This window comes from Telluria aromaticivorans (assembly GCF_013003915.1).
GTDB lineage: Bacteria > Pseudomonadota > Gammaproteobacteria > Burkholderiales > Burkholderiaceae_D > Telluria > Telluria aromaticivorans.
Map to the genome: position 1 here is coordinate 91410 of NZ_JABAIV010000006.1, position 25874 is coordinate 117283.

At 65.7% G+C, this 25874-nt stretch carries 24 protein-coding genes; 10 read left to right on the plus strand and 14 right to left on the minus strand.

Going from position 1 to position 25874, the window contains the following annotated elements; translation table 11 throughout:
- Positions 1-99: 99 nt before the first annotated feature.
- A complete protein-coding gene (locus HGB41_RS16750) occupies positions 100-474 on the plus strand; it encodes an SPW repeat protein (protein ID WP_171086515.1) in 375 nt (124 codons plus the stop codon).
- Positions 475-669: 195 nt separating this feature from the next.
- Here HGB41_RS16750 and HGB41_RS16755 read toward each other — a convergent pair whose 3' ends face one another.
- The 7 genes from HGB41_RS16755 to rsmB all read right to left on the minus strand — a co-directional run bounded on the left by HGB41_RS16755 (position 670) and on the right by rsmB (position 9024).
- Positions 670-1947, minus strand: a complete 1278-nt coding sequence (locus HGB41_RS16755; protein WP_171086517.1) for an EAL and HDOD domain-containing protein — start codon at positions 1945-1947, stop codon at positions 670-672.
- Positions 1948-2058: 111 nt separating this feature from the next.
- On the minus strand, positions 2059-2823 hold the full coding sequence (locus HGB41_RS16760; protein WP_171086519.1) for a class II glutamine amidotransferase: 765 nt from the start codon (positions 2821-2823) through the stop codon (positions 2059-2061).
- Between the two features lie 72 nt (positions 2824-2895).
- Positions 2896-3153, minus strand: a complete 258-nt coding sequence (locus HGB41_RS16765) for a BTH_I0359 family protein (protein ID WP_159696519.1) — start codon at positions 3151-3153, stop codon at positions 2896-2898.
- A gap of 474 nt (positions 3154-3627) precedes the next feature.
- Positions 3628-4371, minus strand: a complete 744-nt coding sequence (locus HGB41_RS16770) for a response regulator (protein ID WP_171086521.1) — start codon at positions 4369-4371, stop codon at positions 3628-3630.
- Positions 4372-4462: 91 nt separating this feature from the next.
- Positions 4463-6766, minus strand: coding sequence for a sensor histidine kinase (locus HGB41_RS16775; protein WP_371868539.1), 2304 nt, complete (start codon positions 6764-6766; stop codon positions 4463-4465).
- Positions 6767-6786: 20 nt separating this feature from the next.
- Positions 6787-7350 carry a DUF4390 domain-containing protein gene (locus HGB41_RS16780; protein ID WP_171086523.1) on the minus strand — a complete coding sequence of 188 codons (564 nt, stop codon included), beginning with the start codon at positions 7348-7350 and terminating at the stop codon, positions 6787-6789.
- Between the two features lie 45 nt (positions 7351-7395).
- Complete coding sequence (gene rsmB / locus HGB41_RS16785) at positions 7396-9024, minus strand: 16S rRNA (cytosine(967)-C(5))-methyltransferase RsmB (RefSeq protein ID WP_229423078.1); 1629 nt, start codon at positions 9022-9024, stop codon at positions 7396-7398.
- A 189-nt stretch (positions 9025-9213) separates the two neighbouring features.
- Here rsmB and argS point away from each other — a divergent pair, with 189 nt between their 5' ends.
- Genes argS through HGB41_RS16820 form a run of 7 tightly spaced genes read left to right on the plus strand, consistent with a single transcriptional unit; the run spans position 9214 to position 15343 of the window.
- Positions 9214-10953: an arginine--tRNA ligase gene (argS, locus tag HGB41_RS16790; RefSeq protein ID WP_171086525.1), complete on the plus strand. Its 1740-nt coding sequence runs from the start codon at positions 9214-9216 to the stop codon at positions 10951-10953.
- A gap of 4 nt (positions 10954-10957) precedes the next feature.
- A complete protein-coding gene (locus tag HGB41_RS16795; RefSeq protein WP_171086527.1) occupies positions 10958-11659 on the plus strand; it encodes an SPOR domain-containing protein in 702 nt (233 codons plus the stop codon).
- 8 nt (positions 11660-11667) lie between these two features.
- Positions 11668-12330, plus strand: coding sequence for a thiol:disulfide interchange protein DsbA/DsbL (locus tag HGB41_RS16800; RefSeq protein WP_171086528.1), 663 nt, complete (start codon positions 11668-11670; stop codon positions 12328-12330).
- Positions 12327-13121, plus strand: a complete 795-nt coding sequence (locus HGB41_RS16805; RefSeq protein ID WP_171086529.1) for an SDR family oxidoreductase — start codon at positions 12327-12329, stop codon at positions 13119-13121. Before HGB41_RS16800 ends, HGB41_RS16805 begins: the two co-directional genes overlap by 4 nt.
- A complete protein-coding gene (locus tag HGB41_RS16810; RefSeq protein WP_171086530.1) occupies positions 13118-13882 on the plus strand; it encodes a biotin--[acetyl-CoA-carboxylase] ligase in 765 nt (254 codons plus the stop codon). Before HGB41_RS16805 ends, HGB41_RS16810 begins: the two co-directional genes overlap by 4 nt.
- The gene (locus HGB41_RS16815) at positions 13879-14607 is read left to right on the plus strand and encodes a type III pantothenate kinase (protein WP_171086531.1); all 729 of its coding nucleotides are present in this window, start codon (positions 13879-13881) and stop codon (positions 14605-14607) included. Before HGB41_RS16810 ends, HGB41_RS16815 begins: the two co-directional genes overlap by 4 nt.
- A gap of 16 nt (positions 14608-14623) precedes the next feature.
- Positions 14624-15343, plus strand: a complete 720-nt coding sequence (locus HGB41_RS16820) for an SPOR domain-containing protein (RefSeq protein WP_229423079.1) — start codon at positions 14624-14626, stop codon at positions 15341-15343.
- A 162-nt stretch (positions 15344-15505) separates the two neighbouring features.
- Here HGB41_RS16820 and HGB41_RS16825 read toward each other — a convergent pair whose 3' ends face one another.
- From HGB41_RS16825 to HGB41_RS16855, 7 genes are all read right to left on the minus strand, one after another.
- Entirely contained in the window at positions 15506-16096 is a 591-nt protein-coding gene (locus tag HGB41_RS16825; protein ID WP_171086533.1) for an HI_0983 family protein, read from the minus strand.
- A 385-nt stretch (positions 16097-16481) separates the two neighbouring features.
- On the minus strand, positions 16482-17489 hold the full coding sequence (locus tag HGB41_RS16830; protein ID WP_171086534.1) for a septal ring lytic transglycosylase RlpA family protein: 1008 nt from the start codon (positions 17487-17489) through the stop codon (positions 16482-16484).
- A 17-nt stretch (positions 17490-17506) separates the two neighbouring features.
- A complete protein-coding gene (gene rodA, locus HGB41_RS16835; RefSeq protein ID WP_171086537.1) occupies positions 17507-18622 on the minus strand; it encodes a rod shape-determining protein RodA in 1116 nt (371 codons plus the stop codon).
- Positions 18623-18626: 4 nt separating this feature from the next.
- The gene (gene mrdA, locus HGB41_RS16840) at positions 18627-20624 is read right to left on the minus strand and encodes a penicillin-binding protein 2 (protein WP_171086539.1); all 1998 of its coding nucleotides are present in this window, start codon (positions 20622-20624) and stop codon (positions 18627-18629) included.
- Between the two features lie 28 nt (positions 20625-20652).
- Positions 20653-21171 (minus strand): rod shape-determining protein MreD, encoded by a 519-nt coding sequence (mreD, locus tag HGB41_RS16845; protein ID WP_171086540.1) that lies wholly within the window; start codon positions 21169-21171, stop codon positions 20653-20655.
- Positions 21171-22475 (minus strand): rod shape-determining protein MreC, encoded by a 1305-nt coding sequence (gene mreC, locus HGB41_RS16850; protein ID WP_171086543.1) that lies wholly within the window; start codon positions 22473-22475, stop codon positions 21171-21173. Before mreC ends, mreD begins: the two co-directional genes overlap by 1 nt.
- Positions 22476-22588: 113 nt before the next feature.
- On the minus strand, positions 22589-23632 hold the full coding sequence (locus tag HGB41_RS16855; RefSeq protein ID WP_020656353.1) for a rod shape-determining protein: 1044 nt from the start codon (positions 23630-23632) through the stop codon (positions 22589-22591).
- A gap of 368 nt (positions 23633-24000) precedes the next feature.
- Here HGB41_RS16855 and gatC point away from each other — a divergent pair, with 368 nt between their 5' ends.
- Both gatC and gatA read left to right on the plus strand, forming a co-directional pair.
- On the plus strand, positions 24001-24300 hold the full coding sequence (gene gatC / locus HGB41_RS16860; RefSeq protein ID WP_171086545.1) for an Asp-tRNA(Asn)/Glu-tRNA(Gln) amidotransferase subunit GatC: 300 nt from the start codon (positions 24001-24003) through the stop codon (positions 24298-24300).
- Between the two features lie 30 nt (positions 24301-24330).
- Positions 24331-25806, plus strand: a complete 1476-nt coding sequence (gene gatA / locus HGB41_RS16865) for an Asp-tRNA(Asn)/Glu-tRNA(Gln) amidotransferase subunit GatA (RefSeq protein WP_171086547.1) — start codon at positions 24331-24333, stop codon at positions 25804-25806.
- Positions 25807-25874 lie beyond the last annotated feature (68 nt).

Sequence of the window (25874 nt, forward strand, 5' to 3'; positions counted from 1 at the left end):
GCCCCTTCTATGTTCCTGAGCTACTGCGCACGGGAACGTCTGCGCAATTCATTTGTCTAACTCTGTGTAGCCGCCTCGGCCGCGGCGAAGGAGCTCATCATGGCAATGCATCTGTCGACCCGGCGCTGGCAAGACCAGTTGATGGTGGTAATCGGTGTCTGCCTGTTTGTCACGCCCTGGGTATTCACTTACCCACCCGGCTCGCCGGAGGCATGGAACGCAACCCTCGCTGGCGCCATCATCGGGATCCTGGCCGCCTTCGACCTGGTCAAGACCTATGTCTGGGCGGTGCTGTTCAATATTATCGTGGGCGCGTGGGTGACGGTTTCGCCCTGGATGGTGGGTACGCTCGACGACCTGGCGATGACGTGGAGCCTCGTCATTGCGGGTATTGCGACCATCGTGCTGGGGTTGTGGGAGTTGCGCAGCGATCCGGAGCTGTATAGCCAGTGGCGGTCGGGGGCCACGGGATAGCGTAGGGTGGGCGGCTCTGCCGCCCGCGCGTTCAACCCGACCATGCGTTGACGCGACAGGATTGTTGAGGTGCCGTTTCGCCGAACGGTAGTAAGCGCGTCGCGACAATGCGTGCATGATTTGAACGCGCGGGCGCAGGACAGTCCACAGGACTGTCCTGCCCTGCCCACCCTACGAGGCGCGGCAAATCGGGGGCTAGATGGCGTAACGCACGACCTTGTCGCTCCACTCGAAGGCCGACACTTCGAGCTCGGCCAAGTCGTCGCCATTGATCGACAATGCATTCAGCGCAGGCATCACTTCATCCTCGGTATCTTCCATGCGTTCGATCGATTCGGCCAGGCGCAGCAGTTCGCCGAAGAAGCCGCCGCGGCGCTGCAGGGCCACGCTGACTTCGTCGATCACCGGGATCTGTTCGACGATGTCGGCCATCGGGATGCAGAACAGCGTGTCCATCAGCGACATCATGCCGACCGTGAAGGCGATGTCGGAGACGTTGCGCTGTGCCGGGCGCAGGCGCTGCGCCAGCAGTTCCATCAGGCGCGCACGCGTGGTGGCCAGCATCAGGAGCGGGCTCAGGTTGTGGCCGCGCATGCCCGGTTCGGCGTACAGCAAAATCTGCAGCCAGCGCTGCAGCTGGCGGCGACCCAGCAGCATCAGGGCCTGGCTGATCGATTCGATGCGGCGCCCTGCCCCAGCGGCCGGCGTGTTCACCAGGCGCAGCAGGTTCAGGCCGAGCGTGACGTCCTTCTTGACGGCGCGTTCGATCACGGCGTTGTCGGAATCCGAGGTCACCAGGTTCATCAGGTCCAGCACCGCCGCCTGCGAGGGCGACAGCTTGCGCCCTGCGATGACGGTCGGCTTGGCGAAATAATAGCCCTGGAAGTAATCGAAGCCGATGTCCAGGCAGGTGCGGTATTCGTTGTGGGTCTCGACCTTTTCGGCCACCAGGCGTTTTCCCGTGCCGCGCAGGCGCGGCGCCAGCGACAGCAGGGTCACCACCGGCAGTTCGCGCAAGTCCATCTTGACGAAGTCGATCACCGGCAGCAGGCGCGACAAGGAGGCGCCATGGGCCGAGGCCTCGGCCGCGAAGCGGAAGCCGTGGGTCGACAGTTCGGTCATGCGCTGGATGACGGCATCGGTCGGGTCGACCGTGCCCACGATCTCGAGCACGGTGCGCTCGCGCGGCAGGAAGGCGAACATGTCGCTCATCAGCACATCGGTGTCGACGTTCAGGAAGGCGGTGGCGTCGCCGATCGCGCGCGCCAGGCCCAGCTGCGAAGCATGGTGGATGACGCTGGCGCTGGCCGAGATGCCGGATTCGATCTGCGCCGGTCCCTGGGCACTGCCGCGGAACAGCAGTTCATAGCCGAACAGCGCCTGGTTACGGTCGAGCACCGGCTGGCGTCCGAGGTAGAAATTACGCAGTCGCAGCGGCGGGGTGGACTGGTCTAGGCTGGCGGTATCGGTCATGTCGTCTGGTTGGGCTCGCGAACAACCCTACTTTACCGTATTCGTCAGATTTAGTGGCTTTTTGGCACTAATTTATCGGCGGAATGATACTTAACTGTCATTACGCGGCCGCTATTGTGGCAGTCCGTCCACGAACACGATCAATTCGCCCGGTGCAAACTGGGTCCAGGCCTCGTTCGTGGTCAGCGGTTCGGTGACGATGATGGCAACCCGGTCGTCGGGCGTGGTCACCTGCGAGAAGTCGACCGACAGATCTTCGTCCGACAGGCAGGCGGTGACGAAGGGGTATTTGCGCACCACGTAGCACAGCTTGGTCGAGCAATGCGTGAACAGCGCGGTGCCGTCCGAGAGCATCATGTTGAAGGTCCCGTGCGCGGCCACTTGCGCCACCAGGCGTTCGAGTGCGGCACGTAGCGCCGGCATGGCCGGGGCCGTGTCGCCGAATTCCTCGCGCAGGCTTTGCATCAACCAGCAGAAGGCCAGTTCGCTGTCGGTATTGCCAACCGGGCGGAACGGGCCATGCAAGATAGGTGCGAATTCCTTCAGGTCGCCGTTATGGGCAAAGACCCAGTAGCGGCCCCACAGTTCGCGTACGAAAGGGTGGCAGTTCTCGAGCGCCACCTGGCCTTGCGTGGCCTTGCGGATATGCGCAATGACATTGGTGGACTTGATCGGGTAACGCTTGATCAGTTCGGCGATCGGAGAATCGACGGCAGCCTGGTGGTCGACGAAATGGCGGACACCCGAGCCTTCGAAGAAAGCGATGCCCCAGCCGTCGTGGTGGGTGTCGGTACGGCCGCCGCGATGGGCAAAACCGGTAAAGGAGAAAACGATGTCCGTTGGGACGTTGCAGTTCATTCCGAGTAGCTGGCACATGGCGCGCAGCTTACCATGCTCGCAGCATGATAGTCGCCATCGCCGCGTCCAGCGGCAATGGCAGGTAAGGGTTCAATGCAGGACGACCGGCTGGCTCATCAGGGTATCGTAGGAGCCAAGGAAGTCGTCGATTTCTTCCATGGTCGGCTCGCTCGCGATGAGGTTGTTCACGTCGCGGCGGAACGATTGCGCCAGCTTGCCGCCGATGAATGCTTCGCGCCGCCCGGCCTTGTCGACGATTTCATAGCCGCCGAAGCGCAGCGCTTCGAGTTCGCGATCCACGCCGAACTCGACGACGCTGTACTGTTCGCTGTTGTAGATCATGTTCATGATGACTCCTTCTCTCGATCAGAGTGGTTGTGCGTACCAGCCGCGCGGCGGCGGGCGACTGGCTGTTCACTTCGGTTAAGAAGTGGGGCTGTCCGGACCGATTTCAAGTGAGACAATCGGCTGCAGGGCCAACAGCTGATCGTATGGTGGGTCTTGCAACCACGATCGCAACTGATCAAGATGTTCACTGCTTGCCAAACCGATCAACAGGCGTTCCGGCCCTTGGCGTAACAGTCGATTCAATGTTACACGCAAAACCAGGTTCCCGGCGCAGCACGGGCACCCGCCTGCTAGTCGGACAAGTCTTACGGAAGAGCTATCGGGAATGAGCGGGCTGCCTGCGGGCAGCCCTTCGAGGATGATGGCGCTATGGCCTGGGGAGGATGGAAAAGCGGCGAGCAGCGCGGCGATCGCGCCCTCGCGTGCGGCAGCGGACGCGCCCGTGACCAGTGTGGTCGCGACCCTTTCTCGCAATCAGACGCCTTTCTTGGCGAGCTTGCCCGGCTCGACGCCGAGTTGCTTGAGCTTGCGGTACAGGTGGGTACGTTCGAGGCCGGTCTTTTCGGCGACGCGCGTCATGCTGCCGCCTTCGCGTCCGAGGTGGTGCTCGAAATACATGCGCTCGAAGGCGTCGCGCGCTTCGCGCAGCGGCAGGTCGAAGGACAGCGTGTAGCCGGCGCTCTCGCCCTGCGACATTGCATGCACCATGCGCGAGCCGTTGCCCATTGGCGGCGGCGGCGGCGCGAACATCGGCGCTGCGGCGCTTGGGGCTGCGTTGGCGCCGCTGTCCATCATCGGCATGGCGGTGGTCACGGCCGGTCGCGGCGGCGCCAGCGGCGCGCGCGCCACTTCCTGTGCACGGTTCAGCCCCTGCTGCACGGCCTTGAGCAGCTTTTGCAGTGCGATCGGCTTTTCGAGGAAATTCAGGGCGCCGATGCGGGTCGCTTCGACAGCGGTGTCGATGGTCGCGTGGCCGGACATCATGATGACCGGCATGGTCAGCAGGCCGTCGCGCTGCCACTCCTTGAGCAGGGTGACGCCGTCGGTATCGGGCATCCAGATATCGAGCAAGACCAGGTCGGGCGCGCCGGCGGCCCGCGCCTCGCGTGCCTGCTGCGCGTTTTCGGCCAGGGTGATGGCGTGGCCTTCGTCGCCCAGGATTTCCGAGAGTAATTCCCGGATGCCCATTTCATCGTCAACTACGAGTATATTCGCCATCTGTATGCCTTCCTGATCTCTTACCCGCTCACTGCTTATTCGCTTGGTGCCTGGTAGGACTGCCGACCGCTAATGAGAGTTTATGTCCCTATTATATTTCGGACAAGTTCGCCTCGGGGGCTAACTTTAACAGCAAAATGAATACCGACGCGCCACATCCGTCCGGGCGGTTGCCGATGTCGATCCGTCCGCCGTGTTCGTCGATGATCTTCTTCACCATCGGCAGGCCCAGGCCGGTGCCGCGGGCCTTCGAGGTGACGTAGGGCTCGAAGGCGCGCGCCAGGATGCGCGATGCGAAACCGGGGCCGTTATCCAGGATCGACAGGCGCACCGCGGTGCCGGTGGCGCCGTCCGCGCCTTCGTAGTGGATGGTTTCGGTGGTAACGTCGACGCGCGGCGGCGCGGCGCCACCGACCCGGTCGGCCAGCGCATCCTGGGCATTCTGCACCAGGTTATGGATCACCTGGCGCAGCTGCGTCGCGTCGCCCATCACGCTCGGCAGGTTCGGCGCCAGCGCGGCGTGGATGATGTCGGAGCCGTCCTCGGACAAATACAGCTGCAGGATCTCGCCGATCAGGGCGTTCAGGTCGAGCGGCTCGAGCATGGCCGGCGGCGTGCGCGCGTAGTCGCGGAAATCGTCGACCATGCGTTTCATGGCGTCGACCTGGTTGACGATCGTGGTCGTGCTCTTCTTCAGCAGCTCGGCTTCGCGCTCCGGCAGGCAGCCCTCGAGCTTCATCTGCAGGCGCTCGGCCGACAGCTGGATCGGCGTGAGCGGGTTCTTGATTTCATGCGCCAGGCGGCGCGCCACTTCGCCCCAGGCCACCGAGCGCTGGGCCGAGATCACGTCCGAGATATCGTCGAACACCACGATGAAGCCATGGCCGTTGCCGACCGGGAGCCGCGAGCCGCGCGCCAGCAGCGTGATGTCGTGGTCATGCTCGTCGCCGGAACCGCGGCGCGGGATTTCGATCTGCTGCTGCCAGTGGGCGCGCCTGCGCCGGTCGCCGTTCCCGTTGCTGCCGGCGGCGCTCTGCGCGCTCTGGGCCGAGATCGCGCGCGTGATGCAGTTCGAGAAAGTCTCAAGGCCGCCGATGCGCGCCAGCGGGCCGGCCAGCGCCCCCGGCTCCACTTGCAGGATGCGGTAGGCGGCGTCGTTCGAGTTCACCACCCGCCCCTCGGCATCGAGCACCATCACGCCGGCCGACATGTTGGCCAGTACCGACTCCAGGTGGGCCTTGGCATTCTGCAGCGCGGTGCGGTTGCGCTCGACGGCGCTGCGCGCCTCGAACAGCTGCCCGGTCATGGCGTTGAACGAGCGCGTCAGGGTGCCCAGTTCGTCGTTGGTCTCGATGATCGGGCGCGGCGACAAATCGCCCTCGGCCACCGCCTGCGTGCCTTCGGCCAGCACCAGCAGCGGCTGCGCCAGGTTGCCGGCGATGAGGAAGGCGCTGCCGATCGCCCCGAAGATCGCCAGCAGCAGCGTCAGGGTCAGAATCTCGATGTACATCTTTTTCAGGCCGGTCCTGGCCTGGGCACGCGAGCGGTATTCGTCGGAGGCGCTGCGCAGCACCACGGCGTTCGAGGCCAGGTTCACCGGCACCGCCTGCAGCAGCTGCAGGTAGCGCGGCTCCATGCCCGAGGCTTCGGGCACCGCCAGCACCACGCGCAGGCGCAGGCCGGTGGCGGCGTCGAGCTCGTTCGGGCCGGCCGAGGCGCCTCCGCTGCCGCCTTCGGGACGCGCATACCCGCCCGGCAGCGCAGCCGACTTGAGCACGTCGGGCGTGGGGCGGTCCATGTCCAGGCTGGCGTTGCGGTCCTGGGCGCTCGACGCCAGCAGGGTGCCGTCGGCGGCCAGCAGCATCGCACTTTGCATGCCGCTGACGTCGTTGACCAGGCCTGTCAGGACGCCCTGCACCCCGACCGCATCCTGGCCGGCCAGCGTGGCGGCGGCGGTCTGTCCGGTCGCCCCCAGTTCGGCCACCGCTTCGTCGAGGGCGGCGCGGCCCAGGTTCAGGCCCGATTCGATCGCGGCCTCGATCTTGACGTCGAACCAGGACTCGATCGAGTGCGACACGAACACCACCGACACCATGAAGATGACCAGCCCGGGCAGGATGCCGATGCCGGCGAACAGGAGCACGAGGCGCGCCACCAGCCGCGAGCCGAACTTGCCCGCCTTGTAGCGCGAATACAGGCGCGCCAGCGCCACGATCACGAGCACCAGCATCAGCCCCGCCATGGCGGCGTTCGCACCCAGCAGCCAGGTGTAGTAGCGGTCGAAGAAGCCCGAATTGTCCGAGACGCCGGCCAGCAGGAACAGCAGGATCGAGACGACGGCGCCGCCCACGACGAGTGCGTAGCGCAGCGCCTGGTTGATGGATTTACCGCGCACGCGCATGCCCCGCACGAGAATCAGCCCGCCCGGTAGGCAAAGGTCTTGCGGTTGGAAGCCAGGCGCCAGCTCGAATCGTTGATCGCATTGACCTGCAGCGGCTTGGACAGGTAGTCGCGGTCCATGTACATGCGCACCGAGACGTCATACACCTCGCCCTGCTTGAGCGCGCCTTTCGGTGCGATCAGCCAGCGCGCGGGACTGCGGATCTGGGACAAGGCTTCTTCGAGGGTGGTAAAGCTTTGCGGCAGGCTGCCGGTGGTCAGCACGTTGTACTGGCGCGTGAGCACGTCGTACGAGATGCCGACGGTGCGCTTGGCCAGCACCGCCTTCTCGTCGCGCCACCACCAGCGCGGGCGCGTCATTTCGATCTCGGTCGTGAAGTGCAGCTTGATGCCGTTCTGGAGTGCGTCCTGGAGCTCGTGGTTCAGGTCGAACGCAAAGCGCGCCTTCAGCCGGTAGCCGTCCTCGCTGAGCTGGATTTCCGCCTGGGTGATGTCGACGGCGTCGGCGGCCCGTGCCTGCGCACACGCGAATACCAGCAGCAGCTGGCAGGCGAGGAGGCAGAAAAATCGTAACGTCACGGGTGAGCCGGAGCCTTAAGTTGAAGCATTATGTCGGGATGACGGTCACGCCGCGCGTTTCTGGAACAGGGCGTAGAACAAGCCGTCATGATCCTGCCCGGCACCGCTGGCTGGCAGCAGCTGGCCCGGCGCGTCGAGGCGGATGGCGTCGTGGCGGGCCGCAAACGCGGCTGCCTGCGCCTCCGATTCCTGGGGCCAGAGCGAACATGTCACAAACAACAATTTACCATTGGGTAGCAGCATCTGCCAAAGGTTGTCGAGTATTTTGCTTGAAAGTGTTGCAAGTTGGAGTGTGTCCGACTTGCGGCGCAGCCAGCGGATGTCCGGGTGGCGCCGCACGATGCCCGAGGCCGTGCACGGCACGTCGGCCAGGATACGGTCGAAGGGCACGCCATCCCACCAGGCTGCGCTTTGCGCATCGGCGGCGACCAGCTTGGCCTCCAGGCCGAGGCGGCCCAGGTTATCGCGCACCCGCGCCAGGCGCTGGGGGTCGGCATCGACCGAGGTCAGCTCGACATCGGCGCTTTCCAGGATATGGCCACTCTTGCCGCCCGGCGCCGCACAGGCGTCCAGCACCCGCATGCCATCCTGCAGGTCGAGCAGCGGCGCGGCCAACTGGGCGCCGGCATCCTGCACCGACACCAGGCCGTCGTGGAAGCCCGGGATCTGGCTGACGTTGACCGGCTGCGCCAGGCGCACCGCGGTGGAGCCCAGGCGCGTGGCCTCGATGCCCGCCTCAGCCAGGGTGGCGAGATAGGCGTCGGTGTCCAGGCGGCGCGCGTTCACGCGCAGGGTCAGCGGCGGATGCACGTTGCCGGCCTCCAGGATCGCTTCCCACTTGTCCGGATAGGCCGCACGGGTGCTGTCGATCCACCATTGCGGATAATTCCAGCGCGCCAGCGGCTGCTTCAGCGCCTCGGCCGTCAAGGCCGGGCGCTCGCGCAGGAAGCGGCGCAGCACGGCATTGACCATGGCCTTGGCATGGGCGAAGTCGGGATGGTGGGCGGCCGCGTGCACGGCCTGGTCGACCACGGTGAAGGCCTCGTACGGCGGCGGCGTGTCCTGCGGCGGGTCGAGCAGCGCCAGCGCCGCGCACAGCAGGCCGTCGAGCATGGCCGGCTCCGGCGCCTTGGTGGTCATGAGGCCGAGCAGCACCTCGCTACGCCCGAGCTGGCGCATGGTGCGGTAGGCGATGTCCTGGATCGCGCCGCGCGCCTGCGGCGTCACGTCGTAGACCGAGAAGACGATCGACAGCGCCTGCGGCAGCGCGGTGCCGCCGCGCACCCGGGCCACGGCATTGGCAGCGCCCAGCAGGGCCAGCGCCAGCGAATCGGCTTTCAGGTCGGGGCGGTAGTCCTGCTGGGGCGCCACCGTGACTTCATGGCTTTCGCGCAGGCGCGGGGGCGGGTGCTTGCCGGGACGGCCGGCCTGTTCGCCGCGCGGCGGCTGGCCCCGCTCGGCTGCCGGACGGTAGGGCTCCGGGCGCGGTGGACGGTCCTGCCCCGGGTTCGGTGCCTGCCTGGCTTCCTGGGCGCGACCTTCCTGGCTGCGCTCCGTCCGCGCCGGTCCCGGCTTGGCGGCAGGCCAGGCTGGGCGTGCCCCGCCCTTCGGCGCCGCGGAACGCGCCGGCTTGGCTTTGGGTTTCAGGGAGAGCGTCGGGCGCTTGTCGGTCATGGCAGGGTCGATACGGTCGAAAAAGGCCCCCATTGTAACGGCATAGGCTTTGGTACAACTTAATACGTGCAAGCAGCTCTTGCCATGGTGAACATGTTGCGCGTAACCTCAAACCAGTATAATGACCGCTGTTTGCCTGACCACAGGCCTGCCCTCGCAGTTCGCAATCTTATATAGACCGACTTCCCCATGCTCGCTCAACAAAAACAACAAATCGTTGCCCTGTTCCAGGCCGCCCTGGCGCCGCTCGTCGCCGGTACCGACCTGGTCCCTAACGTAGTCCTGGAGCGCCCGCGCGACCCGAGCCACGGCGACATCGCCTGCAATATCGCGATGCAGCTCGCCAAGCAGCTCAAGACCAACCCGCGCGAACTGGCCACCCGCCTGGTCGCCGCCGTGCTGGCCGAACCGGGCGCGCAAGGACTGGTCGAGTCGGCCGACGTGGCCGGCCCCGGCTTCATCAACCTGCGCGTGGCCGCCAGCGCCAAGCAGTCGGTCGTCAAGACCGTGCTCGAACAGGGCGAAGCCTTCGGCCAGGGCGATTCCGGCAAGGGCCACCACGCGATCATCGAATTCGTGTCGGCCAACCCGACCGGCCCGCTGCACGTCGGCCACGGCCGCCAGGCCGCGCTGGGCGATGCGCTGTCCTCGCTGTTCGAGTCGCAGGGCCATGAAGTGACCCGCGAGTTCTATTACAACGACGCCGGCGTGCAGATCGCCACCCTGGCCAATTCGGTGCAGGCGCGCGCGCGCGGCATCAAGCCGGGCGATGCCGGCTGGCCCGAGTCGGCCTATAACGGCGACTACATCCAGGATATCGCCGACGACTTCCTGGCGAAGAAAACCGTCTCGGCCAGCGATGGCGAACCAGCCACCGCCAGCGGCATTGTTGACGACCTCGAATCGATCCGCCGCTTCGCGGTCGCCTACCTGCGCAACGAGCAAGACATCGACCTGCAGGCCTTCGGCGTCAAGTTCGACAACTACTACCTCGAATCCTCGCTGTACGCCGACGGTAAAGTGGAACAGGCGGTGCAGGCCCTGGTCGATGCCGGCGTGACCTACGAGCAGGACGGCGCGCTGTGGCTGCGCACCACCGACTACGGCGACGACAAGGACCGCGTGATGCGCAAGTCCGACGGCGGCTACACCTATTTCGTGCCGGACGTCGCCTACCACATGCAGAAATTCCGCCGCGGCTTCGACCAGGCGATCAACGTGCAGGGCAGCGACCACCACGGCACCATCGCCCGCGTGCGCGCCGGCCTGCAGGCCGTGAATATCGGCATCCCGCAGGGCTATCCCGACTATGTGCTGCACAAGATGGTCACCGTGATGAAGAACGGCGAAGAGGTCAAGATCTCCAAGCGCGCCGGCTCCTATGTCACGGTGCGCGACCTGATCGAATGGTCGGGCAACGGCGACGTGACGCGCGGCCGCGACGCGGTGCGCTTCTTCCTCATCTCGCGCAAGGCCGACACCGAATTCGTGTTCGACGTCGACGTCGCACTGGCCACCAGCGAAGAGAACCCGGTCTATTACGTGCAGTACGCCCATGCGCGCATCTGCTCGGCCCTCGCCAACTGGGGCGGCATTGAGGCGCAACTGGCGAACGTCGACCTGTCGCCCTTGACTACCCCGCACGAAGCGAGCCTGCTGTCGAAGCTGGCCGCCTATCCGGAAGTGCTGGCCCGCGCCAAGCTCGAACTCGGCCCGCACCAGGTTGCGTTCTACCTGCGCGAACTGGCCGGCGAGCTGCACAGCTATTATTTCGCCCACAAATGGCTGCTCGACGACGACGAGCCGCTGAAGCTGGCGCGCCTGGCCCTGGCCACCGCGACCCGCCAGGTGCTGCGCAACGGCCTGGCCCTGATCGGCGTTTCGGCACCAAGCAAGATGGAACGCGCCCCTACCGAACCACAAGAGTAAGCCCATGACCGCCATTCGATCCTTCTCAGCGCTGCGCCAGCGCGGCAGCACCCTGACCGGCGTCATCATCGGCCTGATCATCGGCCTGGGGATCGCGGTGGCGGTCGCGCTCGTGATCACCAAGGGGCAGTCGCCGTTCACCGACCGCTCCAACAAGATGGGCCGTCCGGCCGACCTGGAGCCGAGCCAGGCCACCGACCCGAACAAGCCGCTGTACGGCAACCGCGACGCCGCGCGCGAAGCGAACCGTGAGATTGCCGACCGCGCCAACAAGCCGGCCCCGGCGCCCGCCGCGGCCGAAGCCGATCCGCTCGGCCAGGCGATCGCCGGCATGCAGGCGCCGGCAGCGCCGGCAGCCGCACCTGCTGCTGCCCCTTCAGCGCCGGCCGCAACTCCAGCTCCTGCACCGGCCATCGCTGCCGCCCCTGCCCCGGCAGCGGGCGCCACTGCGCCGGCCGCGGGCGCCGACGGCTACATCTACTTCCTGCAGGCGGGCGCCTTCCGTGAAATGTCCGACGCCGAGAACACCCGCGCCAAGCTGGCGCTGCTAGGCTTCGAGGCCGCGATCACCGACCGCACCACCGACGGCGGCGTGCTGCACCGCGTGCGCGTTGGTCCATACAATGGGGTCGAATCCATGAACAAGGCGCGCGCCAAGCTGCTCGACAGCGGCATCGACGTCGCCATCGTCCGCAACCAACGCTAAGGAACCGCATGCAACCGCTACGCCGCCTGTTCTGCACCACCGCATTGCTCGTATTGGCCGGCTCGGCCTCGGGCTCGCCTGCTGCGCCACGCGACGGCGCGGAATACCAGTCGCTGCCGAACGTGCAGCCGACCGACGGCGGCCGCAAGATCGAGGTGACGGAATTCTTCGCCTATTACTGCCAGCACTGCTATGCCTTCGAGCCCCAGCTTGCGGCGTGGGTGAAAAAACAGGGTGACAATGTCGTGTTCCGCCGCGTGCACGTGCCGCGCGGCGCCCAGACGGCGGCGCAGCAGCGCCTGTTCTTCACGCTCGAATCGCTCGACCTGGTCGAGCAGTACCATGGCAAGGCCTTCACGGCGATGCACGTCGAGCGTCTTCCCCTGGCCCAGGACGAGCAGGTATTCGACTGGGCCAGCCGCGCCGGCATCGACCGCGCGCGCTTCATCGATGCCTACCGCTCGTTCGGGGTGCAGGCCAAGGTGCGCCGTGCGCAGTCGATGATGGAGGACTACCGCATCACCCACTGGCCGATGATCGCGGTCGACGGCCGCTTCCTCACCTCGCCCGGCATGGTGCAGGAAGCCACTCGTGGCGATGGCGACGCATTGCAGGGCACCCTGCAGGTGATGGACAGGCTGGTCGCGCGCGCGAAAGCGGACAAGAAATGACCCTGGCGCCGGGCCGCTCGGACCGGGTCTTCATCACCGGCGCCTCGAGCGGCATCGGCGCGGCGCTGGCCCGCGAATACGCGGCGCGCGGCGCCACCCTCGGCCTGCTGGCGCGCCGCCGCGAACTGCTGGCGGAACTGGTGGCCGGCCTGCCCTACCCCGAACGCCACCGCATCTACGCGGTCGACGCCACCGACCGCGCGGGCCTGGATGCGGCCGCCTTTGACTTCATCGCGGCCACGGGCGGCGCCGACATTGTGATCGCCAGCGCCGGGATTTCGCACGGCACGCTCACCGAACGCCCCGCCGACATGCAGGTATTCGACGCCGTCTTCGCCACCAACGTGGGCGCGACCGTCGCCACCTTCGCGCCCTTCATCGCTTCGATGAAAGCGCAGGCCGGCCCCTGCCGGCTGGTGGGCATCGGCAGCGTGGCGGGCATCCGCGGCATGCGCGGCGCCGGCGCCTATTGCGCCTCGAAAGCGGCCGTGCACAGCTATTGCGAATCGCTGCGGCTCGAGCTGCGCGCGACCAACATCAAGGTAGTGACCATCGCGCCCGGCTATATCGACACGCCCATGACCCGCCACAACCGGTTCCCGATGCCCTTCCTGATGCCGGCGGGGCGCTTCGCCGCGCAGGCGCTCGAGGTGATCGCACGCGGCCACAGCTACCGCGTGCTGCCCTGGCAGATGGGCGTCGTGGCCAAGCTGCTGCGCCTGCTGCCGAACGGCCTGTTCGATTTCGCGTTCTCGCGCGCGCCGACCAAGCAGGGCAAGGGCGAAGCATGAAGGCCGCGAACATCGCCGCGCTGGCCCGCGCCGGCGTCGCCATCGAGGTCGTGGCCGAGACGGGTTCGACCAATGCCGACCTGCTGGCGCGTGCGGCCCAACTGACCGAGCCGTTGCTGCTGGTCGCCGAGAACCAGACCGCCGGCCGCGGCCGCGCCGGACGCAGCTGGTTGTCCTCGAGCGAAGGTTCGCTGACCTTCTCGCTGGCCTGGAAATTCGACGGTGGACCGCAGGCGCTCAGCGGCCTGCCGCTCGCGGTCGGCGTGGCGCTGGGCGACGTACTGGGACAGCTCGGTGTACAGGTGCAGCTCAAGTGGCCGAACGACGTGCTGAAGGACGGCGACAAGCTGGCCGGCATCCTGATCGAAACCCAGGCGGCCCAGGGAGGCGGCACCTGGGCCATTATCGGCATCGGCCTGAATCTCATCATGCCGGACGAGATGGAAGCACGCCTGGGGCGCGGCGCGGCCGGGGCGCCCTGGCTGGCGCGCATGGAACGCGACGTGCTGGTGGCCGCCCTGCTCGATGGCCTGGCCGAAGCGCTGCGCCTGTTCGCACGCCACGGCTTCGGCGCCTTCTGCGCGCGCTGGAACCTGCGCCATGCCTGGCAGGGCGAAACGGTGACGATCATCGACAACGGCACTGTGCTGCACGAGGGCCTGGCCGCGGGCGTGGACGACACCGGGCGCCTGCTGCTCGATACGCTTGACGGCCGTATCGCGCTGCTGGCCGGCGACGTCTCGCTGCGGGTGAAGCCATGAACCTGCTGCTGGTCGATGCCGGCAATACCCGGATCAAGTGGGCCATTGCGCTGCCCGGCGCCGCGCTGGGCGAGTGGGAAACCAGCCATGCCGCCCCGCACCTTGACCTGACCGACATCGCCGCAGCATGGCGCCGCGCGGGTATCAGCCGCGCGATCGTGTCGAATGTCGCCGGCCTCGAGGTGCGCGAGCGGATCGCGCAGGCCTTGCCGGCGGCGATCGCGGTCGAATGGTTTGCCTCGACGCTCGATCGCGCGGGCCTGCGCAACGGCTACCGCAAGCCCGGCCAGCTGGGCTGCGACCGCTTCGCCGCCGCCATCGGCGCCCGCGCACTGGCGCCCGGCCAAAACATCGTCGTCGCCACCTGCGGCACTGCGACCACGGTCGATGCGGTGCGCGCCGACGGGCTGTTCGTCGGCGGAATGATCCTGCCGGGCCTGGCCCTGATGGCCGCCTCGCTGGCCCGCAACACCGCCCAGTTGCCCCAGGTAGCACCGGGCGCCGCCGCACCGCCGCTCTTCGGCGACAATACCGACGACGCGATCGTGTCGGGGATCCTGTCGGCGCAAGCGGGCGCTATCGAGCGCGCCTGCGCCGGCCATGGCGCCAGCGCCTGCATCGTCTCCGGTGGCGCCGCGACCTATATCGCGCCGGCCCTCAAGGTCGGCTACCGGCTGGTCGATAATATCGTGCTGGTCGGCCTGCATGCCGCAGCCGCCGACTGAAGATGGGAGACCGTTCTTGTTGAAATTCGTATTCTGGGTACTGCTGGCAGCAAACGCCGGGCTGTTCGCCTATAGCCAGGGCATCCTGGGCAAGGTCGAGGGCAGCGAGCGCGAGCCGCAACGCCTGAAGAACCAGCTGGCCGCCGGGCGCATGACCATGCTGACCGCGGCCGAGGTGCGTGCCACCGCCGAGGGCACGCCGGCAGCGGCACCGGCGCCCGCAGCGCCACTGCCTGCCGAACCTGCTCCGCCAGTGGTCCCTGCCGCAGCCACCGTCGCCTGCATGCAGGCCGGCGCCTTTTCAAACGCCGACGCCCGCCGCTTCGAGTCGCGCATTGCGCGCTTCGGTTTTGGCGAGCGCCAGGCCCGCACCAGCGTGGCCTTCCAGGAAGTGACCAGCCACCTGGTCTACCTGCCAGCGAGCGGCGGCAAGGAAGGTGCCGACAAGCGTGCGGCCGAGCTGAAGGAACGCGGCGTGGCGAATTACTTCGTGATGCAGGGCGAATCGCCGCTGAAATGGGCGATCTCGCTGGGCGTGTTCAAGACCGACGCCGCTGCGCAGAAGCTGGTGGCAGACCTGGGCCGACAAGGCGTGCGCGGCGTGCGCGTGCTGCCGCGCGGGCCGCAGAGCACGCGTGCGGCTTGGCAGTTCCGCAACCTGACGATTGAAGAGCGCACCAGCCTGGCCGACATCGCCGACAATTTCACGGGCGTGCAGCTGCGACCCTGCAATTAGGCGGTCAGCAGCTGGCCTGGATTTGCCAACAGCCGGGACATGCAGCTAATGAGCGTGTGCTGGCCCTGCGATACGCCAAACGCGGCGATAAGCCTGCTCCCTAAGCGAGCAACTACTGTAGGCCTAGCCTGGACGTAAGCCGCTCGATGAAAGCATTAGGTCTCATTGTTCCTTCAATAGTTCGGCTTCAATAACTTGTAGATCAGCGTCTGTTGCCTGCTTGATCCAAGATTTCCTGCGGTCTCTGATCACCATTAGCTGTTGCTGATATTTTTCCACGCCATCTTGGGTAAAAGTCGGCTTAGGAGGCACGAATTTGTTCGCCAACTGAATGGAAACGACAGCGTTACCATCTTTGCTCTTGACGAAGCGGAACACGTTAAGTTCCACGTAACTCTGATCCTTAGGCCAAGTGACGAAATCAAGGACTGCTTCATGGGTTTGTTGGTTTTCGCTTACCTTCACCGCCGCCGCTGGGTTCTGCTGCGTGATCGCGTGCTGCATAGCGTACGCGTACTTGATCGGATCATTGCTAAGCCCCGAAAGCCGCTGGTAGCGATACGCGATAAGCTTGGTCCAGCTGTCGAACGACTCATCCTCTTTAATGAACTCGAACAGACGGTCGCCACTCACAGGCTTTGCCACGGACTTTTTTGCAAATGCTTCACCATCAACCCTTGGAATGAAGCCTTCTGAGCGCGCATGTGGACAGAAGGCCGCTAGAAGTAGGAGTAGTGGGAAAAAACGATGCATAAACTGTCTCCTTGAGACATCAATGGAAGTTATACGAATGGGTTCGCCGGCAAGCACGGCGTCGAGTTGACGAGCCTATTGGTTCGATCTTGCGCAAGTCGCGCCAGTTCTAGATCTGGCGCGACTGTGCATCGATTAGGGTAATGATAATGGTGTAAGACGTTACGGTTGCCACCGGTGCGGAGCAAGCTTACAAGCTGCTCGACCGCTTCAGACGTCGCATCCGCGCAAGGCACTGCAGTCTACGGACGGAGCGCGCCTTTGTCTATGGGGTGCGATGGTATGTCGATATGCACTACGTCGAGCAGCAAAAAAAAGAAACACCAACGACCAGATATCGACGGCGCTGACGTTCAAATCATGCGCCGCCAAGCAAGGCACCAAGCTAGCGCTTGACCACAATCGGCTTCAGCCCGAACGACGCCGGTACCGCGCGCGCCGCCGCCTGCGCCTCGTCTCTCGTGGCATACGGCCCGCCATACAGGCGGTTGACGGAACCCACCTTCACCACCTCGAGCGCCCCCAGAGCCAGCCCGGCCTGGGCCAGCCGCTCGCTCATCGCGTCGGCCATGCCGGCGCGGCCATAGGCGCCGAGCTGGACGTAGAAGCTTCCTGCCGGCACCAGCTTGGGCACTACCTGCGCCACCGCCGCGCTGTCGGAGCGCACGGTATCTTCCAGCATCAGCGCGGTGATTTCCGGCGGCGCCGATTGCGCATGCGAGGTCATGGCGCGGCGCACGGTGGCGATGCGGCTCGGATGGTCGTTCGGGAACAGGCGTTCGATCTCGACCTGGTGGCTGCCCTTTCCCAGCAGGCCGAGCTTGAGCGCAGCCGTGTACGACACGTCGATCACGCGGCTGGCGTGGAAGGGACCGCGGTCGTTGATGCGGACGATGACCGATTTGCCGCTGTCGACGCTGGTCACTCGCACGTACGAGGGAATCGGCAGGGTCGGGTGCGCCGCGGTCATCTTGTACATGTCGTACAGTTCGCCCGACGAGGTCTTCTGGCCGTGGAACTTGACGCCATACCAGCTGGCCACGCCGCGCTGGGTGAACGGGTCTTCGTGCGTGATCGGGGTATAGCTCTGGCCGAGCACGGAATACGGGCGGTTGGCCCATTTCGCATAGGGTTCGGCGCGGACGATGGCGTCGGGCAGGTCGAGCAGGCCGGGCGGCGGGTTGGCGCCGGGGCCGTCGTCCTTGTAATAGCCGCCGCGGCCGGACTTGGCCGCCGGCAGCTTCGGTGCCTCGGGGTGCTGCGCCGTGGGGCGGTGGCCCCAGGGCAGCGGGATCAGGCTCTTGTGCTCACCGGTGGTGCTGCAGCCGGTGAGCAGTGTCGTGAATGCAGTAACTACGGTGACCGCAGCAAGTTGTTTTCTTGGAACGGCCATTCGCAGTCCTCGTTCAGTTATGTCTGCACCAGTTTACGATGTCTTTGAATACTCATCAATATACCAGCGCCGAGGCCGAGGGTAATGAAGGCGGTTCCGCCATAGCTCATGAAAGGCAAGGGAACTCCGACGACCGGCAAAATTCCGCTCACCATGCCCATGTTGACGAAGGCATAGGTGAAGAAAATCATCGTGATGGCGCCGGCCAGCAGGCGCGAGAACGTGTTCGGTGCATTGGCGGCGATCATCATTCCCCGCGCAATCAGCATCAGGTAAATGATCAGCAGGAAGCAATTGCCGATCAGCCCGAACTCTTCCGAATACACGGCGAACAGGAAGTCGGTGGTCTGCTCGGGAACGAATTCCAGGTAGCTCTGCGTGCCTTTGCCATAGCCCTTGCCCATCATGCCGCCGGAACCGATGGCGATCTCGGACTGGATGATGTGGAAGCCCTTGCCCAGCGGGTCGGAGGTCGGGTCGATCAGCGTCATGACCCGCTCGCGCTGGTAGTCGTGCATCATCGACCAGCCGATCGGCAGCGCGGCGGCGCCGGCGATGCCCATGCCCAGCAGCGCCTTCCACGGCAGGCCGGCCAGGAAGATCACATAGAAGCCGGAAGACGCCACCATCAGCGCGGTGCCAAGGTCGGGCTGCTTGGCGATCAGGATGAACGGCACCAGCACCAGCACCGCGGCAATCAGGAAGGATTTCCAGTTGTTGGCATTGGCGCGCTGCTGGAAATACCAGGCCAGCATCAGCGGCGTCGCGATCTTCAGGATTTCGGAGGGCTGGATGTCGACGCCGACGTAGAGCCAGCGCCGCGCGCCCTTCTTGATGATGCCGAACATCGCCACTGCTATCAATAGCGCGATGCCGACCGTATAGATCGGCACGGCGAGCCGCATCAGCATCTGCGGCGGTACGTTGGCCGCGACCCACATCACCGCGAAGGCCAGCAGGAAGTTGCGGATCTGGTGCTCGAGGCGGTCGGGGAATTCGGCCCCGGCCGAGCTCATGATGATCACGCTGGTAATCATCAGCATGAACAGCACCAGCCCGAGCGGCCAGTCGAAGACCGTGAAATACGGACGCAGGCGGCGCCGCAGCGAGCGGCGTTCTGGGATGCGCGCCATGGGCTTATTCCTTTCTGGTGGCTGGGAGGCCGGCGACCGGGCCGGCGGCCTGGATGACCGGCGCGGCCGCCGCCTGGGCAGCAGGCTTCGCGGCCGGCTGTGCAGCCTTGGCGCCGGGCGGTAGGTCCTTGGGCTTGGGCGGCGCCGGGCGCTTGCCAAGCAGGTAGTAGTCGAGCGCCTTGCGCGCGATCGGCGCGGCGGAGGCGGCGCCGAAACCGGCGTTCTCCACCACCAGGGCGATCACGATGCGCGGGTTCTCGGCCGGCGCGAAGGCGACATACAGCGCGTTGTCGCGGTGGCGCTCGTCGATCGCGCTGGCATTGTATTTCTGCCCCTTCAGGCCGATCACCTGGGCGGTGCCGGTCTTGCCGCCCGAGATATAGCCGGCATTGGCAAAGGCGCGGTGGCCAGTGCCGTAGGATTCCTGGGTCACGCCCACCATCGTGCGCTTGATGAAATCGATGTTTTCCTGCTTGAGCGAGATGCGGCGGCTTTCCTTCGGCACCGTCAGGGTGCGCTGTTTGGTAGCGCCGTCCTCGATCATCTTCACCAGGTGCGGCTTCATCACCACGCCATTGTTGGCGAGGTTGGCCACCGCATGCGCCAGCTGGATCATCGTGTAGTTGTTGAAGCCCTGCCCGATCGAAATCGAAATGGTATCGCCGCCCACCCATTTCTGTGCCGCGCGGTTCTTGGCGAAGCGCTTGGCCTTCCATTCCTTGGACGGCAGCACGCCGGTCTTCTCGAAGTCCAGGTCGATCCCGGTCGGATAGCCAAAGCCAAACTGGCCCATGAAGCTGGAGATCTTGTCGATACCCATCTCGTTGCCGAGCTGGTAGTAATAGGTGTCGCAGGATTCGACCACCGACTTGTACATGTCGACGGTGCCGTGGCCGCCCGGCTTGTCATCGTTGAAGCGGTGGCCGCCGAGCATGAAGAAACCGGGGTCGCGGATCGCGTCGCTCGGCTTGCGGTGACCCAGTTCGAGCGCAGCTAGCGACATGAAGGGCTTGAAGGTGGAACCCGGTGGATAGGTGCCGGACAGCGGGCGGTTCATCAGTGGCTTGTCGAGCGAGGTATTGAGTTCGTTCCAGTTCTGGCTGTCGATGCCGTCCACGAACAGGTTCGGGTCGAAGCCCGGCCGCGAGACATAGGCCAGCACGTCGCCGGTGGCCGGCTCGATCGCCACCAGCGCGCCGCGCTGTTCGCCATAGGCTTCCTCGATGATCTTTTGCAGCTCGATGTCGATCGACAGGATCAGGTTGCTGCCCGGGACCGGCGCGGTGCGCGACAGCGTGCGGATGGCGCGCCCGCCGGCCGAGCGTTCGACCTGCTCGTAGCCGGTGGTGCCGTGCAAGTGGCTTTCGTACTTCTTCTCGACGCCTTCCTTGCCGATATGCTCGGTGCCGTTGTAGTTGGCATCGAGTTCGTCTTCTTCGAGCTTGGCGGCTTCTTTCTGGTTGATGCGGCCGATGTAGCCGATCACGTGCGAGGCGGTTTCGCCCAGCGGATACTGGCGGAACAGGCGTGCCTGCACTTCGACGCCGGGGAAGCGGAAGCGCTGCGCGGTGAAGCGCGCCACTTCGTCGTCGGTCAGGCGGGTGCGGATCGGCACGCTGGCGAAGCTGCGCGATTCTTCCAGCAGGCGCTTGAAGCGGCGCCGGTCGCGCTGTTCGATGGACACCAGCTTGGACAGCTCGTCGATGGTCGACTCCAGGTTCGACTGCAGCTTGGAAGGCGTGATCTCGAGCGTGTAGGCCGAATAGTTGCGGGCCAGGACCACGCCGTTGCGGTCCACGATCAGGCCGCGGTTGGGCACGATCGGCACCAGCGCGATGCGGTTGTCTTCCGCCTGCAGCGCGAACTGGTCGTGGCGCAGCACCTGCAGCCAGACGAAACGCGCCACCAGCAGGCCGAAGCAGATGAAGACCAGGGCCACCAGCGCCGTCATGCGCGTGCGGAACAGGTGGATCTCGCGGTCGTTGTCCTTGAATTCGGTCACAGCACTTGCTCGGATCGTGGAACGGGCATCAGATCGGACGGGTATGGTCGCGGTCGACGGCGCGGCGCTGCGGCGCCAGCAGCAGCCAGGTAATCACCGGCCACAGGGCGACCGCAACGACGCTCTCGGCGAAATGCAGCAGGCCCGGGAAGCGGCCCGACGCGGTGAAATGCACGAAGGCCTGCACCGCCTGCGCCATCAGCAGCAGCGGGAACACGTGCATCGCCTGGGTCATCATGGGGAACCACAGCACGCGGCGGTGGATCATGATGGCGAAGTAGGACAGCAGCGTATAGGCCAGCGCATTCTCGCCCAGCAGGCTGGCGTCGTGCACGTCCATCAGCAGGCCCATCATGAAAGCGACGCCGATCCCGACCCGGCGCGGCTGGTGGATGCTCCAGAAGACCAGCACCACGGCGACGAAGTCGGGCGCGCCGACCCAGCGGCCGAGCGGCAGCAGGTTGAGCATGAAGGCGCAGACCAGGCTGAAGGTGATGAACAGCGGGCTGACGGGCAGCAGGATGTAATGCGGGCGATTACCGGCCATTATCGGCCCTCCGTGGTGGCTGGGCGCGCCGGCGTGGCGACGGCGCCGGTGGTGGCAGGTGCGGTGGTCGCTGCGGTGCCCGGTGCTGGACGCAGCGTTGCTGGCGCGGTGGCTTGCGTCGCGCCGGGCGTGACAATGGCAGCCGGGTTTCGTGTCGCGGCAGGCTGCCCCGGCACGGTGGCGGGTACGGTGGTTGGAACGGTAGTTGGATTGACAGCCGTGCGTGGCGGCTGGATGGCCGTCGTGGCGCCCGGCGTGACACCCGGCGTTGCGCTTACCGCCGGCGCGGCTTGCGGGCCGACGCCACCCACGGCATTCGCCGGGCCGGCAGCGCCCTGCCCGGCCGGCAGGCCTTGCGGCGGCAGCGGCGATGGGGCCAGCGGTGGTGGTGGCACCGGCGCCATGTCCGGCAGCTTGCGGCGGGCCGTGGTGGCGGCGGTCTTTGCTTCGGCCTGCGGGCGCGGAGGTAGATTCGATTGCGACATGATGACCAGGAGCTGGCGCTGGCGGTCGATGCCGGCCAGCGGCTGGCACACCACGCGCCCGAAAGCGCCGGCGGCGACGTTCTCGACCTGCACCACCTTGGCAACCGCCAGGCCGGCCGGGTACATGCCGTCCAGGCCGGACGTGACCAGCACGTCGCCGACCTGGATGTCGGCATTGGCCACGACAAAGCGCAGGTCGAGCAGGCCGGAATGGCCGCGGCCGTAGGCGATGCTGCGCAGGCCGCTGCGCAGCACCTGCACCGGAATGGCCTGGTCCTTGTCGGTCAGCAGGGTGACTTCGGAGGTGAAGGGGAACACGCGCGTGACCTGGCCGACCACGCCGGCATGATCGATCACAGGCAGCCCCTGCGTCACGCCGCTGCGCGAACCGCGGTCGAGCACCACGCGGCGGGTCGACGGGTCGCGTGCGTCGTACAGGATCTCGGCCATCTGGGCCTGGAGCGGCAGGTGGGCGCGCGCATCCATCAGGCGGCGCAGGTGGGTGTTCTCGGCCATCTGGTACTGGGCCTGCTGCAGCACGCGCGCCTGCGCCAGCTGCTGGGTCTTAAGCTCGCGCACTTCTTTCTGGAGCGTGGAGAGCGACGAAAAATAACCGCCCATGTTGCCGAGCGCTTCGCGCGGCATCAGGGCGGCCATCTGCAGGGGATACAGGACGGTGGCGGCCACCTGGCGCACGGCGCCCAGGGTGTGGAAACGGGCATCGACCACGAGCAGCAGCACGGAAATGAGCGCGAAAACGATCACCTTCACCCGCGCGGGGGCGCCCTGTTTGAAAAGCGGCGGAGGACTGTATTGCATGTCCGGCTTGGCGTCCTGTCTAGTCGGCGCGGGCCGCGCATGTCACTGCGGGCAGACGCGCGCGGAGTCGGTCCGCACGCCCTGCCCGCAGTGTCATCGGCTGCGCCGCTGTTTTATTCGTAGGAGAAGATCGAACCCAGCTTGTCCATGCGCTCGAGCGCCATGCCCGAGCCGCGCACCACGCAGGTCAGCGGGTCTTCGGCGACCAGCACCGGCAGGCCGGTTTCTTCCATCAGCAGGCGGTCCAGGTCGCGCAGCAGCGCGCCGCCGCCGGTGAGCATCATGCCCTTTTCGGCGATGTCGGCGCCCAGTTCCGGCGGGGCCTGTTCCAGTGCGTTCTTCACGGCCGAGACGATGTTGTTGAGCGGGTCGGTCAGGGCTTCCAGGATCTCGTTGCTCGAGATCGTGAACGAGCGCGGGATGCCTTCGGACAGGTTGCGGCCCTTGACTTCCATTTCCTTGACTTCCGAACCCGGGAATGCCGAGCCGATTGCCTTCTTGATCGCTTCGGCGGTCTGCTCGCCGATCAGCATGCCGTAGTTGCGGCGGATGTAGTTGACGATGGCTTCATCGAACTTGTCGCCGCCGACGCGCACCGAACCTTTATAGACCATGCCGCCCAGCGAGATAATGCCCACTTCGGTGGTGCCGCCGCCGATGTCGACCACCATCGAGCCGGTTGCTTCCGACACCGGCAGCCCGGCGCCGATGGCTGCGGCCATCGGTTCTTCGATCAGGTAGACCTGCGAGGCGCCGGCTCCCAGCGCCGATTCACGGATCGCGCGGCGCTCGACCTGGGTCGAACCGCAAGGCACGCAGATGATGATGCGCGGCGACGGGCGGAAGAACTTCGAGTCGTGGACCATGCGGATGAATTGCTTGAGCATCTGCTCGGTGACGGTGAAGTCGGCGATGACGCCGTCCTTCATCGGGCGGATGGCCTCTATATTGCCCGGCACCTTGCCCAGCATCTGCTTGGCTTCCTTGCCGACTGCCTGGATCGTTTTCTTGCCGTTCGGGCCGCCCTCCTGGCGGATCGCGACGACCGACGGTTCGTCCAGCACGATGCCCAGTCCGCGCACGTAGATCAGGGTGTTGGCGGTACCGAGGTCGATCGCCAGGTCATTCGAGAAGTAGCTGCGTAAAAAACCAAACATGTGTGTCCTGATTGCGCTTTGCGGCGCACCTGAAAATTGATCGGGATTGTCCTTGCCGCGCCTGCCCGGAATGCATCCCGGAAGCAGCGCGGTCTTTCCTGCGGCGGGCCAGCTTTCGGCCTCATAGCGCATTAGCCCGCCATTCTACCTTATAATTTGTCGATTAAACGCTGAAAACGGGGGGTTTTCCACCCCAATTCCAGAGCAAGATCGACGGTGTTACCAAGGTTTTATCGGCCGTAGGATGCCGTTCGCTGACTGCTTGCCAACATCCGCCGTTTATCCCTTATTCATTCGTTATCCATTCGAATCCGGTTTATTAATCGCCCAACCACATTTGCGTGCGGCCCGCGCCGCGCCCCCAAGCCATGTCCCTGACACTTTCAGACGTAAAACGCATCGCCAACCTGGCCCAGCTCGAGATGGACGAGGCCCACGCGGAGACCGCGCTGCTTGAGCTGAACGGCATCTTCGCCCTGGCCGAGCAGATGCAGGCAGTGGACACGACCGGTGTTGCGCCGCTGTCGCAGCCGCTGGCCGCCATCCTGGCGCTGCCGCTGCGCCTGCGCGACGACGTCGTGACCGAAGAGAACCGCCGCGACGATTACCAGGCGCCGGCGCCGAAAGCCCAGGACGGTTTGTACCTGGTGCCGAAGGTCATCGAGTAACCGAATCACGAATCCTGAACCGACACGCACATGCATAACAAGACCATCAAAGAGCTGTCCGCGCTCCTGCATTCGAAGCAGGTCTCCGCGACCGAACTGACGCGCCACTACCTGGGCCGCATCGACGCCAACCAGTACAACGCCTTCCTGCACGTGGACCACGAGCGCTCGCTGGCGCAGGCCGCAGCAGCGGATGTCCGTCTGGCGGCCGGCAATGCCGGCCCGCTGACCGGCGTGCCGATCGCGCACAAGGATATCTTCGTGACCAAGGGCTGGCGCACGACTGCCGGTTCGAAGATGCTGGCCAATTATGAAAGCCCCTTCGACGCCACCGTGGTCGACCGCTTCGCGCAAGCCGGCATGGTCACGCTGGGCAAGGTCAACCTGGACGAATTCGCGATGGGCTCGGCCAACGAAAACTCGGCCTTCGGCGCGGTGAAGAACCCGTGGGACACGCTGGCGGTGCCGGGCGGCTCCTCGGGCGGCTCCGCCGCCGCGATCGCTGCGCGCCTGGCGCCAGCCGCCACCGCGACCGACACCGGCGGCTCGATCCGCCAGCCGGCCGCGTTCTGCGGCGTCACCGGCATCAAGCCGACCTATGGCCGCGTGTCGCGCTTCGGCATGATCGCGTTTGCCTCGTCGCTGGACCAGGGCGGCCCGATCGCCCAGACCGCCGAAGACTGCGCCCTGCTGCTCAACGAAATGATCGCTTTTGATGAGCGCGACTCCACCAGCCTGACGGTCGAGCAAGGCAACGTGGCGGAAGATTACACGCGTGACCTGAACCAGCCGTTGAACGGCCTGCGCATCGGCGTGCCGAAGGAATACTTCGGCGAAGGCCTGGCGTCGGACGTGGAAAGCGCCGTGCGCGCCGCGCTGGACGAATTCGTGAAGCTGGGCGCCTCGCTGGTCGAGATCTCGCTGCCGAAGACCGCGCTGTCGATCCCGACCTATTACATCATCGCCCCGGCCGAAGCATCAAGCAACCTGTCGCGCTTCGACGGCGTGCGCTACGGCCACCGCGCTGCCGAGTACAGGGATCTGCAAGACATGTACCGCAAAACCCGCGCCGAAGGCTTCGGGCGCGAGGTACAGCGCCGCATCATGGTCGGCACCTATGTGCTGTGCCACGGCTACTACGACGCCTACTACGTGCAGGCGCAAAAGATCCGCCGTTTGATCGCCGACGACTTCCAGGCCGCCTTCGCCGACAAGTGCGACGTGATCATGGGCCCGGTGGCGCCGACGGTAGCCTGGGACCTGGGCGCGAAAGCGAACGACCCGGTGGCGAACTACCTGGCCGACATCTTCACGCTGTCGACCAGCCTGGCCGGTTTGCCCGGCATGTCGATCCCGGTCGGTTTCGGCCAGGGCGAGAAGAACGCCAAGCGCCCGGTCGGCCTGCAGATCATCGGTAACTACTTCAATGAGGCGAAGCTGCTGAACATCGCGCACCAGTACCAGCAGGTGACGGACTGGCATACCCGCACCCCGGACGGCATCTAAGCTCCGCCACGAACCCGTAGGGTGGGCAGGTCTTCCTGCCCACGCGTTCAACCAGTGCCTGCCCAGAA

What these genes read in the sequence shown, in the direction of transcription:
- HGB41_RS16750 (WP_171086515.1), top strand. Translation starts at nt 100, where the DNA reads ATGGCAATGCATCTGTCGACCCGGCGCTGGCAAGACCAGTTGATGGTG.
- HGB41_RS16755 (WP_171086517.1), bottom strand. Translation starts at nt 1,947, where the DNA reads ATGACCGATACCGCCAGCCTAGACCAGTCCACCCCGCCGCTGCGACTG.
- HGB41_RS16760 (WP_171086519.1), bottom strand. Translation starts at nt 2,823, where the DNA reads ATGTGCCAGCTACTCGGAATGAACTGCAACGTCCCAACGGACATCGTT.
- HGB41_RS16765 (WP_159696519.1), bottom strand. Translation starts at nt 3,153, where the DNA reads ATGAACATGATCTACAACAGCGAACAGTACAGCGTCGTCGAGTTCGGC.
- HGB41_RS16770 (WP_171086521.1), bottom strand. Translation starts at nt 4,371, where the DNA reads ATGGCGAATATACTCGTAGTTGACGATGAAATGGGCATCCGGGAATTA.
- rsmB (WP_229423078.1), bottom strand. Translation starts at nt 9,024, where the DNA reads ATGACCGACAAGCGCCCGACGCTCTCCCTGAAACCCAAAGCCAAGCCG.
- argS (WP_171086525.1), top strand. Translation starts at nt 9,214, where the DNA reads ATGCTCGCTCAACAAAAACAACAAATCGTTGCCCTGTTCCAGGCCGCC.
- HGB41_RS16795 (WP_171086527.1), top strand. Translation starts at nt 10,958, where the DNA reads ATGACCGCCATTCGATCCTTCTCAGCGCTGCGCCAGCGCGGCAGCACC.
- HGB41_RS16800 (WP_171086528.1), top strand. Translation starts at nt 11,668, where the DNA reads ATGCAACCGCTACGCCGCCTGTTCTGCACCACCGCATTGCTCGTATTG.
- HGB41_RS16805 (WP_171086529.1), top strand. Translation starts at nt 12,327, where the DNA reads ATGACCCTGGCGCCGGGCCGCTCGGACCGGGTCTTCATCACCGGCGCC.
- HGB41_RS16810 (WP_171086530.1), top strand. Translation starts at nt 13,118, where the DNA reads ATGAAGGCCGCGAACATCGCCGCGCTGGCCCGCGCCGGCGTCGCCATC.
- HGB41_RS16815 (WP_171086531.1), top strand. Translation starts at nt 13,879, where the DNA reads ATGAACCTGCTGCTGGTCGATGCCGGCAATACCCGGATCAAGTGGGCC.
- HGB41_RS16825 (WP_171086533.1), bottom strand. Translation starts at nt 16,096, where the DNA reads ATGCATCGTTTTTTCCCACTACTCCTACTTCTAGCGGCCTTCTGTCCA.
- HGB41_RS16830 (WP_171086534.1), bottom strand. Translation starts at nt 17,489, where the DNA reads ATGGCCGTTCCAAGAAAACAACTTGCTGCGGTCACCGTAGTTACTGCA.
- rodA (WP_171086537.1), bottom strand. Translation starts at nt 18,622, where the DNA reads ATGGCGCGCATCCCAGAACGCCGCTCGCTGCGGCGCCGCCTGCGTCCG.
- mreD (WP_171086540.1), bottom strand. Translation starts at nt 21,171, where the DNA reads ATGGCCGGTAATCGCCCGCATTACATCCTGCTGCCCGTCAGCCCGCTG.
- mreC (WP_171086543.1), bottom strand. Translation starts at nt 22,475, where the DNA reads ATGCAATACAGTCCTCCGCCGCTTTTCAAACAGGGCGCCCCCGCGCGG.
- HGB41_RS16855 (WP_020656353.1), bottom strand. Translation starts at nt 23,632, where the DNA reads ATGTTTGGTTTTTTACGCAGCTACTTCTCGAATGACCTGGCGATCGAC.
- gatC (WP_171086545.1), top strand. Translation starts at nt 24,001, where the DNA reads ATGTCCCTGACACTTTCAGACGTAAAACGCATCGCCAACCTGGCCCAG.
- gatA (WP_171086547.1), top strand. Translation starts at nt 24,331, where the DNA reads ATGCATAACAAGACCATCAAAGAGCTGTCCGCGCTCCTGCATTCGAAG.